The sequence below is a fragment of the Streptomyces sp. NPDC020681 genome (assembly GCF_044334895.1).
Classification (GTDB): domain Bacteria; phylum Actinomycetota; class Actinomycetes; order Streptomycetales; family Streptomycetaceae; genus Streptomyces.
Genome location: NZ_JBIRTX010000014.1, coordinates 35,477 through 49,169, shown reverse-complemented (window position 1 = coordinate 49,169; position 13,693 = coordinate 35,477). Strand labels below are relative to the sequence as shown.

Here is a 13,693-nt window from a genome sequence, read left to right as displayed (position 1 = left end):
AGGCGGACTCTGCGTATGTGCTTGCTTTACGTGCGTCGCGCGATGAACTGCGAGTCGTGCAGATGGTCGTGCGTCAGCCCTGGCGCTGCTTGTGGCGCAGGTTGTCGCAGATGACCATGACCCGGCCGTGACGGCGGATCACCTTGCACTTGTCGCAGATCTTCTTGACGCTCGGCTTGACCTTCATGGGATGTGAGGTTCTCCGGGTCAGTGCCTTCACCCCGGGAGCGGGGTGCGGGCAAGATCTACTTGTATCGGTAGACGATCCGCCCACGCGTCAGGTCGTACGGAGAGAGCTCCACCACGACCCGGTCGTCCGGAAGGATACGGATGTAGTGCATCCGCATCTTGCCGGAGATGTGCGCGAGGACCTTGTGACCGTTCTGGAGTTCCACCTTGAACATCGCGTTCGGGAGGGACTCGATCACGGTGCCCTCAATCTCGATGGCACCTTGCTTCTTGGCCACGCTTCGCCCTTCGAATCGGCTACCTTGATCAGCTCCCGGAAACGCGGTGTCCGAATGAGGACACACGGGTACACGAGAGCCGACGCATCAGTCTACGTCAGGCCATCCGAAAAGACGAATCCGCCAAGTTTGCCCATTGACGAAGATCGTTAAGCAGAGGCAACCGTTAAGCCGGGGCAACAGGACCGGGCATCGGTCAGCCGAGCGGGTCCGGCGCGGCCGTGATGCCGAGCTCCGCCAGCTTCGCCTTACCGCCGTCGGGAGCCGTCAGGACCACCAGGCCCTCTTCGGTCAGCGCGACCGAGTGCTCCCAGTGCGAGGACCAGGTCCCGTCGGTCGTGATGACCGTCCAGTCGTCCTCGAGCACCTCGGTGTGCGGGGTGCCCAGCGAGACCATCGGCTCGATCGCCAGGCAGAAGCCGGGCACCAGCTTCGGGCCCTTGCCCCGCTTCTTGGAGACGTAGTTCAGCAGGTGCGGGTCCATGTGCATCTCGGTCCCGATGCCGTGGCCGCCGTACTCCTCGATGATCCCGTACCGGCCGCCGCCCGGCTTCGGCTGGCGGCGGATGTACGTCTCGATCGCCCGGGAGACGTCCAGCAGCCGGTTGCCGTTCTTCATCGCGGCGATGCCGGCCCACATCGACTCCTCGGTGACCCGGGAGAGCTCGATCAGCTCCGGAGCGTGACCCGTGCCGACGAACGCCGTGTACGCGGCGTCGCCGTGCCAGCCGTCGACGATCGCGCCGGCGTCGACGGAGATGATGTCGCCGTCCTTCAGGACGGTCTTCTCGTCCGGGATGCCATGGACGACGACCTCGTTGGCCGAGGTGCAGATGGTCGCGGGGAACCCGCCGTAACCCAGGAAGTTCGACTTCGCACCGTGATCGGCGATCACCTTGCGTGCGACCTCGTCCAGATCCTTCGTGGTGGCGCCGGGCACGGCCGCTTCACGGGTCGCCGCATGGATCGCGGCGACGACCAGCCCCGCCTCGCGCATCTTCGCGATCTGTTCCGGGGTCTTGATCTGCACCATGCCCTCTGCCTTCCTGGGTCGGTCGCTGCTCGACAGTTCTGCTCAACAGTACGGCCGCGGTGCCCGTCGGACACCGCGGCCGTACAGAAGGTACTGCGGGTACTGCTCAGTCCTCGTCGCCCTCGTCGGGCTTCTTCAGCGCGTCCATCGCACGCTTGGTCACCTCGGTGACCTTGCCCAGCGCGGAGATGGTGACCACCAGGCCCTGGGCCTTGTAGTGATCGATGATCGGCTCGGTCTGCGTGTGGTAGACGTCGAGCCGGTTGCGCACCGTGTCCTCGGAGTCGTCCGCGCGCTGGTAGAGCTCGCCGCCGCAGGCGTCGCAGACGCCCTCCTTCTTCGGCGCCGAGTACGTCACGTGGAACACATGGCTGGAGTCGTTGCGGCAGATGCGGCGGCCCGCGATACGCCGTACGACCTCGTCCTCGGGGACCTCCAGATCGAGCACCGCGTCCAGCTGCATGCCCTCGGACTTCAGCATCGCGTCCAGCGCCTCGGCCTGCGAGACATTGCGCGGGAAGCCGTCCAGCAGGAAGCCGTTCTCGGCGTCCGGCTGTTCCATGCGGTCCTTGGCCATGCCGATGGTGACCTCGTCGGGCACCAGGTCTCCGGCATCCATGTAGGACTTGGCCTTGCGGCCCAGCTCGGTGCCCTGGCTGATGTTGGCGCGGAAGAGGTCGCCCGTGGAGATGTGCGGGATCGACAGATTCTCGGCGAGGTACGCAGCCTGCGTTCCCTTGCCGGCACCCGGCGGCCCGACGAGGACGATTCGCATCAGCGGAGGAACCCTTCGTAATTACGCTGCTGGAGCTGGCTCTCGATCTGCTTCACGGTCTCCAGACCCACACCCACGATGATCAGGATGCTTGTCCCGCCGAACGGGAAGTTCTGGTTTGCGCCGCCGAAGCCCGCCAACGCCATCGTTGGGACAAGAGCAATCAGACCCAGGTACAGCGAGCCCGGCCAAGTGATCCTGTTGAGCACGTAGCTCAGATACTCGGCTGTAGGTCGACCAGCCCGGATACCCGGGATGAAGCCACCATACTTCTTCATGTTGTCGGCGACTTCCTCGGGGTTGAACGAGATAGCCACATAGAAGAAGGCGAAGAACACGATCAGCAGGAAGTACGTGACGATGTAGTACGGGTGATCGCCCTTGACGAAGTGCTGCTCGATCCAAGTCTTCCAGCCGGACTGCTCGTTGGAGAACTGCGCCACCAACGCCGGGATGTAGAGCAGGGACGAGGCGAAGATGACCGGAATCACACCGGCCTGGTTCACCTTGAGCGGGATGTACGTGGACGTACCGCCGTACGACCGCCGTCCGATCATGCGCTTCGCGTACTGAACGGGGATGCGGCGCTGGGCCTGTTCGACGAAGACGACCAGGGCCACCATCACAAAGCCGATCAGGATGACCGTGCCGAACTCGATCCAGCCCTTGGCGAGCTTGCCGCTCTCCTTGATCGCCCAGAGGGCGCCCGGGAAGCCGGCGGCGATCGAGATGAACATCAGGATCGACATGCCGTTGCCGATGCCGCGGTCGGTGATCAGCTCACCGAGCCACATGACGGCCGCGGTGCCCGCGGTCATGGTGACCACCATCACGATGGTGGTGAAGATCGATTGGTTCGGAACGATCTGGTCGCCGACCGGGCATCCGCTGAACAGCGCTCCGCTGCGGGCAGTTGCCACCAGTCCGGTGCCCTGCAGCACGGCGAGCGCGACCGTGAGGTAACGGGTGTACTGAGTGATCTTCGCGGTGCCGGACTGACCCTCCTTCTTGAGGGCCTCCAGCCGCGGAATGACCACGGTCAGCAGCTGCAGGATGATGCTCGCCGTGATGTACGGCATGATGCCCAGCGCAAAAATGGTGATCTGCAGCAGCGCCCCGCCGCTGAACATGTTCACCAGGCCGAACAGGCTGTTGTTGCCCTTCGACGCCTGATCGACACAGATCTGCACGTTGCCGTAGTCGACACCCGGGACGGGGATGTGCGACCCGAGGCGGTACAGCACGATGATGAAGAGTGTGAAGAGCAGCTTCTTGCGCAGGTCGGGCGTCTTGAACGCCCGGGCGAACGCGGTGAGCACGGTGCCTCCTGCGACCCCCGCGCTACTGCGTCAGAGGTGACGGTATTGAGGATCGACGAATACGTAACAGGCAATCCGCACGATCTTACTTGGACAGACCGCGCGGTGAAGGGGCAGAACCCCCATTGTTCACAGCAACAGTGCACGCCACCTTACCGGCGGATGTGCCCCCCTAGGAACGACCAACCGGGGATGCCCCTTTTGGGAGGCATCCCCGGTCGTGTTCAGCTTTCAGCCATCGAACTCGTCTCAGACGAGCTCGGTGACGGTGCCGCCGGCAGCGGCAATCTTCTCCTTGGCGGAGCCGGAGACGGCGTCAACCGTCACCTGCAGCGCCACGGAGATCTCGCCCTGGCCCAGGACCTTGACGAGGCTGTTCTTGCGAACCGCGCCCTTGGCGACCAGGTCGGCCACCGTGACCTCTCCACCCTCGGGGTAGAGAGCGCCGAGCTTGTCCAGGTTCACGACCTGGTACTCGGTGCGGAACGGGTTCTTGAAGCCCTTGAGCTTCGGGAGACGCATGTGGAGGGGCATCTGCCCGCCCTCGAAGCGCTCCGGAACCTGGTAACGGGCCTTGGTGCCCTTGGTGCCACGACCAGCGGTCTTACCCTTGGACGCCTCACCACGACCCACACGGGTCTTGGCGGTCTTGGCGCCCGGGGCGGGCCGGAGGTTGTGGACCTTCAGCGGGTTGTTTTCCGCCATGTCAGTCGACCTCCTCAACCGTGACGAGGTGGCGGACGGTGTGCACCATACCGCGGAACTCGGGACGGTCTTCCTTGACAACCGTGTCGTTGACCTTCTTGAGGCCAAGCGAACGCAGGGTGTCGCGGTGGTTCTGCTTGCTGCCGATGTACGACTTCGTCTGCGTGATCTTGAGCTGAGCCATGATTACGCACCCGCTCCCGCACGTGCACGAAGGAGAGCCGCGGGGGCGACGTCCTCGAGGGGCAGACCACGGCGAGCCGCGATCTCCTCGGGACGCTGCAGGCCCTTGAGGGCCGCCACGGTCGCGTGCACGATGTTGATCGCGTTGTCGGAGCCGAGCGACTTCGACAGGATGTCGTGAACGCCGGCGCACTCCAGAACGGCGCGCACCGGGCCACCGGCGATAACACCGGTACCGGGGGAAGCCGGCTTGAGCAGAACGACGCCCGCAGCCTTCTCGCCCTGAATCGGGTGGGGGATGGTGCCCTGGATACGGGGGACCTTGAAGAAGTGCTTCTTGGCCTCCTCAACACCCTTGGCGATGGCGGCCGGCACCTCCTTGGCCTTGCCGTAACCGACACCCACGGTGCCGTCACCGTCACCCACCACGACGAGCGCGGTGAAGCTGAAGCGACGACCACCCTTCACAACCTTGGCGACGCGGTTGATCGCGACAACGCGCTCAACGTACGCGGTCTTCTCGGCGGCAGCTGCGCCGCCGTCACGGCCCTTCCGGTCCCGCCGCTCGCCGCCACCGGCACCGCTTCCGCGGCGCTGGGGTCCAGCCATTGGATTACCTCTCTCTGTTACGTCCGCTAGCTCCGGAACCGGGGCCTAGAACTTCAGCCCGGCTTCGCGGGCGGCGTCGGCCAGAGCGGCAATCCGCCCGGCGTACTGGTTGCCTCCACGGTCGAACACGACGGCCTCGACACCGGCGGCCTTGGCGCGCTCAGCGACCAGGGCACCGACCTGCTTGGCCTGGGCGCTCTTGTCGCCCTCGCCACCACGGATCGACGTGTCCAGGGTCGACGCCGACGCGAGCGTGTGGCCCGCGATGTCGTCGATGACCTGAGCCACGATGTGGCGGTTGGAACGCGTCACGACCAGGCGCGGGCGCTCCGGCGAACCGGAGATGCGCTTGCGGACGCGGATGTGGCGGCGCTTGATGGCGGCGCGCTTGTACGCGTCACCCTTGGCGATCTTCACACCGTATGCCATGGCTTACTTACCCGCCTTTCCGACCTTGCGGCGGATGACCTCGCCCGCGTACTTGACGCCCTTGGCCTTGTACGGGTCGGGCTTACGCAGCTTGCGGATGTTTGCGGCGACCTCGCCGACCTTCTGCTTGTCGATGCCCTCGACCGAGAACTTGGTCGGCGACTCGACCTTGAAGGAGATGCCCTCGGGCGCCTCCACCAGGATCGAGTGGCTGTAGCCGAGCTGGAACTCCAGGTTGGAGCCCTTCGCGGCAACGCGGTAACCGACACCGCTGATCTCGAGCGCCTTGACGTACCCCTGGGTCACGCCGGTGATCATGTTCGCCACCAGCGTGCGGGACAGGCCGTGCAGGGCCTTGTTCTGACGCTCGTCGTTCGGGCGCAGCACCTGAAGGGTGCCGTCCTCGCCCTTGGTGACCTCGATCGGCGCCGCAACGGTGTGCGAGAGGGCGCCCTTGGGGCCCTTCACCGCGACCGTACGGCCATCGATGGTGACGTCCACACCAGCGGGAACCTGAATGGGGAGCTTGCCGATACGCGACATTGGCTATTCCTCCGTTCCCGACTACCAGACGTAGGCGAGGACTTCCCCACCCACGCCCTTCTTCTGCGCCTGCTGGCCGGTCAGGAGGCCGTGGGACGTGGAGATGATCGCCACGCCGAGGCCACCGAGAACCTTGGGCAGATTGGTGGACTTCGCGTACACCCGGAGACCCGGCTTCGAGATCCGCTTGATGCCCGCGATGGAGCGCTCACGGTTCGGGCCGAACTTGAGCTCGAGGACGAGGTTCTTGCCGACCTCGGCGTCCTCGACCTTCCAGCCCGTGATGAAGCCCTCCTGCTGGAGGATCTCCGCGATGTGCGACTTGATCTTGCTGTGCGGCATGGTCACGGAGTCGTGGTACGCCGAGTTCGCGTTCCGCAGACGCGTAAGCATGTCTGCGATTGGATCAGTCATGGTCATGAATTGGCCTTCGGCCTCTCTCGCCGGGGTTTCCTGTATGCGCCATCCCTCTCCCCACTCAGTGGCGGGACGGGTGCGGTGCGGGGACCTACGGCGTAGTAAGTCGTACGGGGCGGCGGGCGCCCAACCCTCCAAGCCTACGGCATGAAAGGCGGGCCACCCTACCGACCCATTGCTTACCGAGAGTCTCCGGTAGTCCCAACTAGGGGATTACCAGGAGCTCTTGGTCACGCCCGGCAGCTCGCCACGGTGAGCCATCTCACGAAGGCACACGCGGCACAGGCCGAACTTGCGGTACACGGAGTGCGGGCGGCCACAGCGCTGGCAGCGGGTGTAGGCACGCACACCGAACTTGGGCTTACGAGCAGCCTTGGCAATAAGAGCCTTCTTCGCCATCTCGCTTACGCCTCCTTGAACGGGAAGCCGAGGTGACGAAGGAGCGCGCGGCCCTCAGCGTCGTTGGTCGCCGTGGTGACCACGGTGATGTCCATACCCCGGACGCGGTCGATCTTGTCCTGGTCGATCTCGTGGAACATGACCTGCTCCGTGAGACCGAAGGTGTAGTTGCCACGGCCGTCGAACTGCTTGGGGGACAGACCACGGAAGTCGCGGATGCGCGGAAGCGCGAGCGACAGGGTGCGGTCCAGGAACTCCCACATGCGGTCGCCACGAAGCGTGACGTGGGCACCGATCGGCTGGCCCTCACGCAGCTTGAACTGCGCGATGGACTTACGGGCCTTGGTGACGGCCGGCTTCTGGCCGGTGATCGTGGTGAGGTCCTTGATGGCACCATCGATCAGCTTGGAGTCGCGGGCGGCGTCGCCCACACCCATGTTGACCACGATCTTGACGAGGCCGGGGATCTGCATGACGTTCTCGTAAGAGAACTCCTCACGCAGCTTGCCCGCGATCTCCTCGCGGTACTTCGTCTTCAGACGCGGAGTCGTGGTGGTAGCCATCAGATGTCCTCACCCGTCCGCTTGGCAACGCGGATCTTGTTGCCTTCGTCGTCGAAGCGGTAACCGACGCGCGTGACGACCTTGTTGCCGTCCTTCTCCACGACGAGCTGAACATTGCTCACGTGAATCGGGGCCTCGGTCGTGACGATGCCACCGGTCTGCGAACCGCGAGCGGTCTGACCGGCCTTGGTGTGCTTCTTGACCCGGTTGACACCCTCGACCAGGACGCGGTCCTCGCGGGGGAAGGCCGCAATGACCTTGCCCTGCTTGCCGCGGTCCTTACCGGTGATGACCTGAACCAGGTCGCCCTTCTTGATCTTCATGCTTACAGCACCTCCGGCGCGAGCGAGATGATCTTCATGAACTTCTTCTCGCGCAGCTCACGGCCCACCGGGCCGAAGATACGGGTGCCGCGAGGGTCGCCGTCGTTCTTCAGAATGACGGCGGCGTTCTCGTCGAAGCGGATGTACGAGCCGTCCTGGCGGCGGCGCTCCTTGACGGTGCGAACGATGACCGCCTTGACGACGTCACCCTTCTTCACGTTGCCACCGGGGATCGCATCCTTGACGGTGGCGACGATGACGTCACCGATGCCCGCGTAGCGGCGACCGGAACCACCGAGAACACGGATGCAAAGGATCTCCTTGGCACCAGTGTTGTCGGCGACACGCAGTCGCGACTCCTGCTGGATCACGTCTATCTCCTGATCGTCTGCCGGTTCCCGGCGCGAGCTCATTCCGAGGAAGGAGCTCGCGCCGAGCCTGGCGGAACTTGTGCTGGGGCCGGAGCCCCAGCGGGGGGCATGCAGGGTCTCCCGTCAGGGAGAACCCCGCAAAATTACTTGGCCTTCTCGAGGATCTCGACGATGCGCCAGCGCTTCGTCGACGACAGCGGACGCGTCTCCATGATGAGGACGCGGTCGCCGACGCCGGCAGCGTTCTGCTCGTCGTGCGCCTTGAGCTTGTTCGTACGGCGGATGACCTTGCCGTACAGCGCGTGCTTCACGCGGTCCTCGACAGCGACGACGACGGTCTTGTCCATCTTGTCGCTGACGACCAGACCCTCACGGGTCTTGCGGAAACCGCGGGCGGCCTTGGTCTCTTCAGTCACATTGCTCTCGCTCATCAGGCGCTCTCCACCGTCTCGATGCCCAGCTCGCGCTCACGCATCAGGGTGTAGATCCGCGCGATGTCCTTCCGGACGGCCTTCAGCCGACCGTGGTTCTCGAGCTGACCGGTCGCCGCCTGGAAGCGGAGGTTGAACAGCTCTTCCTTGGCCTCGCGAAGCTTGTTGACAAGCTCCTCGTTGCCCAGCTCGCGCAGCTCGGACGCCTTGGTACCGGCCGACATCACGACTCACCTGCCTCGCGCCGAACGATCCGGCACTTCATCGGAAGCTTGTGAGCAGCGCGGGTGAGCGCCTCACGAGCAATCTTCTCGTTCGGGTAGGACAGCTCGAACATCACCCGACCAGGCTTGACGTTCGCGATCCACCACTCCGGGGAACCCTTACCGGAACCCATGCGGGTCTCGGCGGGCTTCTTGGTCAGCGGGCGGTCCGGGTAGATGTTGATCCAGACCTTGCCGCCACGCTTGATGTGGCGGGTCATCGCGATACGAGCCGCCTCGATCTGGCGGTTGGTCACGTACGCCGGAGTGAGGGCCTGGATGCCGTACTCGCCGAACGCAACCTGCGTACCACCCTTGGACATACCGCTGCGCTTCGGGTGGTGCTGCTTGCGGTGCTTGACCCTACGGGGGATCAGCATTTCGGTCAGGCCTCCGTTCCGGTGCTCTCAGCAGCCGGAGCAGCGGAAGCGGCGGGAGCGTCGGCCTTGGGGGCCTCGGCTGCCGGCGCAGACTGCTGCGGCTTGCGGCCGCGACCGCCACCACGCTCGCCACCACGGCCACCGCGGCCGGCCGGGCGGTCGGTGCCGCCTCGGGCCGGACGGTTGCCGGCACGGGCAGCGGCGTTCTCGGCGCGGACCTCGGCGATGTTCTTGACGTCGCCCTTGTAGATCCAGACCTTCACACCGATACGGCCGAAGGTCGTCTTGGCCTCGAAGAAGCCGTAGTCGACGTTCGCACGGAGCGTGTGCAGGGGCACGCGGCCCTCGCGGTAGAACTCCGAGCGGGACATCTCGGCGCCGCCGAGACGGCCGCCACACTGGATCTTGATGCCCTTGGCGCCGGCCTTCATCGAGCTCTGCATGCTCTTACGCATGGCCCGACGGAAGGAGACGCGGGAGGACAGCTGCTCGGCGACGGCCTGAGCCACCAGCTGAGCGTCCACCTCGGGGTTCTTGACCTCGAGGATGTTCAGCTGAACCTGCTTGCCGGTCAGCTTCTCCAGCTCGCCGCGGATACGGTCCGCCTCGGCGCCGCGGCGACCGATGACGATGCCCGGGCGGGCGGTGTGGATGTCAACGCGGACGCGGTCGCGGGTGCGCTCGATCTCAACCTTCGAGATACCGGCTCGCTCCATGCCCTTCGTCATCATGCGACGAATGGCGACGTCTTCCTTGACGTAGTCCTTGTACAGCTTGTCGGCGTACCAGCGGGACTTGAAGTCCGTGGTGATGCCGAGCCGGAACCCATGCGGGTTAACCTTCTGGCCCATTACCGGGTTCCTTCCTTGCTGCTGACGACCACGGTGATGTGGCTGGTCCGCTTACGGATCCGGTAGGCACGGCCCTGAGCACGCGGACGGAACCGCTTCAGGGTCGGGCCCTCATCGACGTACGCCTCGCTGATGACCAGCGAAGAGGCGTCGGTGTGGTCGTAGTTGTGTGCAGCGTTGGCAATGGCGCTGTCCAGCACCTTGCCAACCGGCACGCTCGCGGCCTGCGGGGCGAAACGCAGGACCGCCTGAGCCTCCGTGGCATCCATGCCACGGATGAGGTCCACCACTCGGCGGGCCTTCATGGGCGTGACGCGGATGTACCGCGCCTGGGCCCTGGCTTCCATGGTTGTCCCTTCGGTGTAAGTCATAGTCGTTCCACCCCGCCTTAGCGGCGCTTCGACTTCCGGTCGTCCTTGACGTGGCCGCGGAAGGTGCGAGTCGGCGAGAACTCGCCGAGCTTGTGGCCGACCATCGACTCGGTGACGAACACCGGGACGTGGGTCTTGCCGTTGTGCACCGCGATCGTGTGGCCCAGCATGGCCGGGACGATCATCGAGCGACGGGACCAGGTCTTGATGACGTTCTTGGTGCCGGCTTCGTTCTGAACATCCACCTTCTTGATGAGGTGGTCGTCGACGAAGGGCCCCTTCTTGAGACTGCGCGGCATCTAAACCCGCTCCTAGCGCTTCTTGTTCGTCTTGCGGCGGCGGACGATGTACTTGTTGCTCGCCTTCTTGGGAGAACGAGTACGACCCTCCTTCTGACCCCACGGGGAGACCGGGTGGCGACCACCGGAGGTCTTGCCCTCACCACCACCGTGCGGGTGGTCAACCGGGTTCATCGCGACACCGCGGACGGTCGGGCGAACGCCCTTCCAGCGCAGACGGCCGGCCTTGCCCCAGTTGATGTTCGACTGCTCGGCGTTGCCGACCTCGCCAATGGTGGCGCGGCAGCGGGCGTCGACCAGCCGGATCTCGCCGGACGGCATACGAAGGTGGGCCATCGTGCCCTCCTTCGCCAGCAGCTGCACGGAGGCACCCGCGGAACGGGCGAACTTCGCGCCGCCGCCGGGCCGCAGCTCGATGGCGTGGATGGTCGTACCGACCGGGATGTTGCGCAGCGCCAGGTTGTTGCCGGGCTTGATGTCGGCGGACGGACCGTTCTCGACACGGTCGCCCTGCGTCAGGCCCTTGGGCGCGATGATGTAGCGCTTCTCGCCGTCTGCGTAGTGCAGAAGCGCGATGCGCGCGGTGCGGTTCGGGTCGTACTCAATGTGAGCGACCTTGGCCGGCACGCCGTCCTTGTCGTGACGACGGAAGTCGATCACGCGGTAGGCGCGCTTGTGGCCACCGCCCTGGTGACGGACGGTCACACGACCGGTGTTGTTACGGCCGCCCTTGCTGTGCAGGGGGCGGACCAGCGACTTCTCCGGCGTGGACCGCGTGATCTCGACAAAGTCGGCGACGCTGGAGCCACGACGGCCCGGGGTCGTCGGCTTGTACTTGCGGATACCCATTTCTCAGTCCTCGTCCGATTCCGGACGACTCGACCTCCGTCAGGAGGTCGGGCCGCCGAAGATGTCGATACGGTCGCCCTCGGCGAGGGTCACGATGGCGCGCTTCGTGTTGGAGCGCTTGCCGAAACCAGTGCGGGTGCGCTTGCGCTTGCCCTGCCGGTTGATCGTGTTGACCCCGGTGACCTTGACCGAGAAGACCGCCTCGACGGCCTGCTTGATCTGGGTCTTGTTCGCGCGCGGGTCGACGATGAACGTGTACTTGTTCTCGTCCAGCAGCGCGTAGCTCTTCTCGGAAACCACCGGCTTGACGAGAATGTCGCGCGGGTCCGAGTACGTCTTGCTGGTGACGACGGCCTCAGTCATCAGGCGTCGCTCCCTTCGGTCTCATCGTTCCGGCCAGCAGGCGCGCCGGACACGAAAGACTCGAAAGCGGCCTGAGTGAAGACCACGTCGTCGGAGACGAGCACGTCGTACGTGTTCAGCTGGCCCGGCTCCAGGATGTGCACCTGGGGCAGGTTGCGGGCGGACAGCCACGCGGCCTCGTCCGAGCGCTCGACGATCAGGAGCAGGTTCTTGCGCTCCGAGATCTTGCCGAACAGCGTCTTGGCGGCCTTGGTGGAGATGTCACCCTCGACCACGCCGGAGACGACGTGGATGCGGGAGTTGCGGGCCCGGTCGGTGAGGGCACCGCGCAGGGCGGCGGCCTTCATCTTCTTCGGGGTCCGCTGCGAGTAGTCACGCGGCGTGGGGCCGTGGACGACGCCACCGCCGGCGAACTGCGGCGCACGGGTCGAACCCTGACGGGCGCGGCCGGTGCCCTTCTGGCGGTAAGGCTTCTTGCCACCACCGCGGACCTCGCCACGACGCTTGACCTTGTGCGTGCCCTGACGGGCGGCGGCCAGCTGCGCGACGACGACCTGGTGGATCAGCGGGATGCTGACCTTGGCGTCGAAGATCTCGGCCGGGAGCTCAACGGTCCCGGACTTGTCGCCCGCGGGCGACAGAATGTCAATGGTGCTCATAGTCCTCAGGCCCCCTTGGCCGCAGTGCGGACCAGGACCAGGCCGCCGTTCGGACCAGGAACCGCGCCCTTGATCAGGAGCAGGCCCTTCTCCGCGTCAACGGCGTGAACGGTCAGGTTCTGGGTGGTGACCCGCTCATTGCCCATACGGCCCGCCATGCGCATGCCCTTGAAGACACGCCCAGGGGTGGCACAGCCACCGATGGAACCGGGCGAGCGGTGCTTGCGCTGGGTGCCGTGACCGGCGCCGAGGCCCTTGAAGTTGTGACGCTTCATGACACCGGCGAAGCCCTTGCCCTTGCTCTTGCCCGTGACGTCAACCTTGACGCCGGACTCGAACACCTCGGCAGTGATCTCCTGGCCGAGCGTGTACTCGCTGGCGTTGGAGGTACGGAGCTCCACCAGGTGGCGGCGGGGGGTCACGTCGGCTTTGGCGAAGTGGCCCTTGAGGGGCTTGTTCACCTTGCGCGGGTCGATCTCGCCGAAGGCGATCTGGACCGACTCGTAGCCGTCGACGTCATTCGTACGGACCTGGGTCACAACGTTCGGACCGGCCTTGACCACAGTCACCGGGACGACACGGTTGTTCTCGTCCCAGACCTGGGTCATGCCGAGCTTCTCGCCCAGGATGCCCTTGATCTGCTTAGCCATCTCTTCCGCGCCTCTCAGAGCTTGATCTCGATGTCGACGCCGGCCGGAAGGTCCAGGCGCATCAACGAGTCAACGGTCTTGGGCGTCGGGTCGAGAATGTCGATCAGGCGCTTGTGCGTGCGCATCTCGAAGTGCTCGCGCGAGTCCTTGTACTTGTGCGGCGACTTGATGACGCAGTACACGTTCTTCTCAGTGGGCAGCGGCACCGGGCCCGCGACCGACGCACCAGTGCGGGTCACCGTCTCGACGATCTTCTTCGCCGATGAGTCGATGACCTCGTGGTCGTAGGCCTTGAGCCGGATGCGGATCTTCTGTCCCGCCATGGCTACTCAGTAGTCCTGTCTCTAGAAACGCTCTGGAACTCGGTCGGTCCTGCGTTTTTCTCCGACCCCCGCGGTCGGGCGTGTCGCACTCCCTCTACGAAGATCTCCCGAAGGATTT

At 65.1% G+C, this 13,693-nt stretch carries 26 protein-coding genes; all 26 read right to left on the bottom strand.

The genetic code is table 11. The features are described 5' to 3' along the window. Positions 1-73: 73 nt before the first annotated feature. The 26 genes from rpmJ to rpsJ all read right to left on the bottom strand — a co-directional run bounded on the left by rpmJ (position 74) and on the right by rpsJ (position 13,575). Positions 74-187, bottom strand: coding sequence for a 50S ribosomal protein L36 (gene rpmJ, locus ACH4YL_RS28385; RefSeq protein WP_003956441.1), 114 nt, complete (start codon positions 185-187; stop codon positions 74-76). Between the two features lie 58 nt (positions 188-245). Beyond that, positions 246-467, bottom strand: coding sequence for a translation initiation factor IF-1 (infA, locus tag ACH4YL_RS28380; protein ID WP_003956442.1), 222 nt, complete (start codon positions 465-467; stop codon positions 246-248). A gap of 196 nt (positions 468-663) precedes the next feature. Next, positions 664-1,500 carry a type I methionyl aminopeptidase gene (gene map, locus ACH4YL_RS28375; protein WP_398510276.1) on the bottom strand — a complete coding sequence of 279 codons (837 nt, stop codon included), beginning with the start codon at positions 1,498-1,500 and terminating at the stop codon, positions 664-666. Between the two features lie 106 nt (positions 1,501-1,606). Continuing rightward, entirely contained in the window at positions 1,607-2,275 is a 669-nt protein-coding gene (locus ACH4YL_RS28370; protein WP_398510275.1) for an adenylate kinase, read from the bottom strand. Continuing rightward, entirely contained in the window at positions 2,275-3,594 is a 1,320-nt protein-coding gene (secY, locus tag ACH4YL_RS28365) for a preprotein translocase subunit SecY (protein ID WP_398510274.1), read from the bottom strand. Before secY ends, ACH4YL_RS28370 begins: the two co-directional genes overlap by 1 nt. Positions 3,595-3,843: 249 nt before the next feature. Further along, entirely contained in the window at positions 3,844-4,299 is a 456-nt protein-coding gene (gene rplO / locus ACH4YL_RS28360) for a 50S ribosomal protein L15 (protein ID WP_142214197.1), read from the bottom strand. A 1-nt stretch (position 4,300) separates the two neighbouring features. Further along, the gene (gene rpmD / locus ACH4YL_RS28355; protein WP_398510273.1) at positions 4,301-4,483 is read right to left on the bottom strand and encodes a 50S ribosomal protein L30; all 183 of its coding nucleotides are present in this window, start codon (positions 4,481-4,483) and stop codon (positions 4,301-4,303) included. A gap of 2 nt (positions 4,484-4,485) precedes the next feature. Beyond that, positions 4,486-5,091, bottom strand: a complete 606-nt coding sequence (rpsE, locus tag ACH4YL_RS28350; protein WP_005313527.1) for a 30S ribosomal protein S5 — start codon at positions 5,089-5,091, stop codon at positions 4,486-4,488. A gap of 45 nt (positions 5,092-5,136) precedes the next feature. After that, positions 5,137-5,520: a 50S ribosomal protein L18 gene (rplR, locus tag ACH4YL_RS28345; protein WP_329022220.1), complete on the bottom strand. Its 384-nt coding sequence runs from the start codon at positions 5,518-5,520 to the stop codon at positions 5,137-5,139. Positions 5,521-5,523: 3 nt separating this feature from the next. Further along, positions 5,524-6,063 (bottom strand): 50S ribosomal protein L6, encoded by a 540-nt coding sequence (gene rplF, locus ACH4YL_RS28340; protein WP_398510272.1) that lies wholly within the window; start codon positions 6,061-6,063, stop codon positions 5,524-5,526. Positions 6,064-6,084: 21 nt separating this feature from the next. After that, on the bottom strand, positions 6,085-6,483 hold the full coding sequence (gene rpsH, locus ACH4YL_RS28335) for a 30S ribosomal protein S8 (RefSeq protein ID WP_006347222.1): 399 nt from the start codon (positions 6,481-6,483) through the stop codon (positions 6,085-6,087). A gap of 210 nt (positions 6,484-6,693) precedes the next feature. Continuing rightward, positions 6,694-6,879, bottom strand: a complete 186-nt coding sequence (locus ACH4YL_RS28330) for a type Z 30S ribosomal protein S14 (protein ID WP_003956452.1) — start codon at positions 6,877-6,879, stop codon at positions 6,694-6,696. A gap of 5 nt (positions 6,880-6,884) precedes the next feature. Then, positions 6,885-7,442 carry a 50S ribosomal protein L5 gene (gene rplE / locus ACH4YL_RS28325; protein WP_398510271.1) on the bottom strand — a complete coding sequence of 186 codons (558 nt, stop codon included), beginning with the start codon at positions 7,440-7,442 and terminating at the stop codon, positions 6,885-6,887. Further along, positions 7,442-7,765, bottom strand: coding sequence for a 50S ribosomal protein L24 (gene rplX, locus ACH4YL_RS28320; RefSeq protein WP_385576793.1), 324 nt, complete (start codon positions 7,763-7,765; stop codon positions 7,442-7,444). Before rplX ends, rplE begins: the two co-directional genes overlap by 1 nt. A 2-nt stretch (positions 7,766-7,767) precedes the next feature. Then, positions 7,768-8,136 carry a 50S ribosomal protein L14 gene (rplN, locus tag ACH4YL_RS28315; protein WP_003956455.1) on the bottom strand — a complete coding sequence of 123 codons (369 nt, stop codon included), beginning with the start codon at positions 8,134-8,136 and terminating at the stop codon, positions 7,768-7,770. A 143-nt stretch (positions 8,137-8,279) separates the two neighbouring features. Next, complete coding sequence (gene rpsQ / locus ACH4YL_RS28310; RefSeq protein ID WP_398510270.1) at positions 8,280-8,567, bottom strand: 30S ribosomal protein S17; 288 nt, start codon at positions 8,565-8,567, stop codon at positions 8,280-8,282. Continuing rightward, the gene (rpmC, locus tag ACH4YL_RS28305; protein ID WP_006347226.1) at positions 8,567-8,791 is read right to left on the bottom strand and encodes a 50S ribosomal protein L29; all 225 of its coding nucleotides are present in this window, start codon (positions 8,789-8,791) and stop codon (positions 8,567-8,569) included. Before rpmC ends, rpsQ begins: the two co-directional genes overlap by 1 nt. Then, positions 8,791-9,210, bottom strand: coding sequence for a 50S ribosomal protein L16 (gene rplP, locus ACH4YL_RS28300; RefSeq protein WP_014047785.1), 420 nt, complete (start codon positions 9,208-9,210; stop codon positions 8,791-8,793). The genes rpmC and rplP overlap by 1 nt, the downstream gene beginning before the upstream one ends. 5 nt (positions 9,211-9,215) lie before the next feature. After that, positions 9,216-10,061 carry a 30S ribosomal protein S3 gene (gene rpsC, locus ACH4YL_RS28295; RefSeq protein WP_398510269.1) on the bottom strand — a complete coding sequence of 282 codons (846 nt, stop codon included), beginning with the start codon at positions 10,059-10,061 and terminating at the stop codon, positions 9,216-9,218. Next, positions 10,061-10,408 (bottom strand): 50S ribosomal protein L22, encoded by a 348-nt coding sequence (rplV, locus tag ACH4YL_RS28290; RefSeq protein WP_004571827.1) that lies wholly within the window; start codon positions 10,406-10,408, stop codon positions 10,061-10,063. The genes rpsC and rplV overlap by 1 nt, the downstream gene beginning before the upstream one ends. 41 nt (positions 10,409-10,449) lie before the next feature. Beyond that, complete coding sequence (gene rpsS / locus ACH4YL_RS28285; protein ID WP_003956461.1) at positions 10,450-10,731, bottom strand: 30S ribosomal protein S19; 282 nt, start codon at positions 10,729-10,731, stop codon at positions 10,450-10,452. A 12-nt stretch (positions 10,732-10,743) separates the two neighbouring features. Then, complete coding sequence (gene rplB, locus ACH4YL_RS28280) at positions 10,744-11,580, bottom strand: 50S ribosomal protein L2 (protein WP_398510268.1); 837 nt, start codon at positions 11,578-11,580, stop codon at positions 10,744-10,746. Between the two features lie 39 nt (positions 11,581-11,619). Further along, positions 11,620-11,943: a 50S ribosomal protein L23 gene (gene rplW, locus ACH4YL_RS28275; RefSeq protein WP_352205676.1), complete on the bottom strand. Its 324-nt coding sequence runs from the start codon at positions 11,941-11,943 to the stop codon at positions 11,620-11,622. Then, positions 11,943-12,602, bottom strand: coding sequence for a 50S ribosomal protein L4 (rplD, locus tag ACH4YL_RS28270; protein WP_398510267.1), 660 nt, complete (start codon positions 12,600-12,602; stop codon positions 11,943-11,945). The genes rplW and rplD overlap by 1 nt, the downstream gene beginning before the upstream one ends. Before the next feature lie 5 nt (positions 12,603-12,607). Continuing rightward, on the bottom strand, positions 12,608-13,252 hold the full coding sequence (gene rplC / locus ACH4YL_RS28265; protein ID WP_398510266.1) for a 50S ribosomal protein L3: 645 nt from the start codon (positions 13,250-13,252) through the stop codon (positions 12,608-12,610). 14 nt (positions 13,253-13,266) lie between these two features. Then, positions 13,267-13,575, bottom strand: a complete 309-nt coding sequence (gene rpsJ / locus ACH4YL_RS28260; RefSeq protein WP_003948644.1) for a 30S ribosomal protein S10 — start codon at positions 13,573-13,575, stop codon at positions 13,267-13,269. Positions 13,576-13,693 lie beyond the last annotated feature (118 nt).

Coding starts and splice junctions, on each gene's coding strand:
- rpmJ (WP_003956441.1), bottom strand. CDS start 187: ATGAAGGTCAAGCCGAGCGTCAAGAAGATCTGCGACAAGTGCAAGGTG.
- map (WP_398510276.1), bottom strand. CDS start 1,500: ATGGTGCAGATCAAGACCCCGGAACAGATCGCGAAGATGCGCGAGGCG.
- ACH4YL_RS28370 (WP_398510275.1), bottom strand. CDS start 2,275: ATGCGAATCGTCCTCGTCGGGCCGCCGGGTGCCGGCAAGGGAACGCAG.
- rplO (WP_142214197.1), bottom strand. CDS start 4,299: ATGGCGGAAAACAACCCGCTGAAGGTCCACAACCTCCGGCCCGCCCCG.
- rpmD (WP_398510273.1), bottom strand. CDS start 4,483: ATGGCTCAGCTCAAGATCACGCAGACGAAGTCGTACATCGGCAGCAAG.
- rpsE (WP_005313527.1), bottom strand. CDS start 5,091: ATGGCTGGACCCCAGCGCCGCGGAAGCGGTGCCGGTGGCGGCGAGCGG.
- rplR (WP_329022220.1), bottom strand. CDS start 5,520: ATGGCATACGGTGTGAAGATCGCCAAGGGTGACGCGTACAAGCGCGCC.
- rplF (WP_398510272.1), bottom strand. CDS start 6,063: ATGTCGCGTATCGGCAAGCTCCCCATTCAGGTTCCCGCTGGTGTGGAC.
- rpsH (WP_006347222.1), bottom strand. CDS start 6,483: ATGACCATGACTGATCCAATCGCAGACATGCTTACGCGTCTGCGGAAC.
- ACH4YL_RS28330 (WP_003956452.1), bottom strand. CDS start 6,879: ATGGCGAAGAAGGCTCTTATTGCCAAGGCTGCTCGTAAGCCCAAGTTC.
- rplE (WP_398510271.1), bottom strand. CDS start 7,442: ATGGCTACCACCACGACTCCGCGTCTGAAGACGAAGTACCGCGAGGAG.
- rplX (WP_385576793.1), bottom strand. CDS start 7,765: ATGAAGATCAAGAAGGGCGACCTGGTTCAGGTCATCACCGGTAAGGAC.
- rpsQ (WP_398510270.1), bottom strand. CDS start 8,567: ATGAGCGAGAGCAATGTGACTGAAGAGACCAAGGCCGCCCGCGGTTTC.
- rpmC (WP_006347226.1), bottom strand. CDS start 8,791: ATGTCGGCCGGTACCAAGGCGTCCGAGCTGCGCGAGCTGGGCAACGAG.
- rplP (WP_014047785.1), bottom strand. CDS start 9,210: ATGCTGATCCCCCGTAGGGTCAAGCACCGCAAGCAGCACCACCCGAAG.
- rpsC (WP_398510269.1), bottom strand. CDS start 10,061: ATGGGCCAGAAGGTTAACCCGCATGGGTTCCGGCTCGGCATCACCACG.
- rplV (WP_004571827.1), bottom strand. CDS start 10,408: ATGGAAGCCAGGGCCCAGGCGCGGTACATCCGCGTCACGCCCATGAAG.
- rpsS (WP_003956461.1), bottom strand. CDS start 10,731: ATGCCGCGCAGTCTCAAGAAGGGGCCCTTCGTCGACGACCACCTCATC.
- rplB (WP_398510268.1), bottom strand. CDS start 11,580: ATGGGTATCCGCAAGTACAAGCCGACGACCCCGGGCCGTCGTGGCTCC.
- rplW (WP_352205676.1), bottom strand. CDS start 11,943: ATGACTGAGGCCGTCGTCACCAGCAAGACGTACTCGGACCCGCGCGAC.
- rplD (WP_398510267.1), bottom strand. CDS start 12,602: ATGAGCACCATTGACATTCTGTCGCCCGCGGGCGACAAGTCCGGGACC.
- rplC (WP_398510266.1), bottom strand. CDS start 13,252: ATGGCTAAGCAGATCAAGGGCATCCTGGGCGAGAAGCTCGGCATGACC.
- rpsJ (WP_003948644.1), bottom strand. CDS start 13,575: ATGGCGGGACAGAAGATCCGCATCCGGCTCAAGGCCTACGACCACGAG.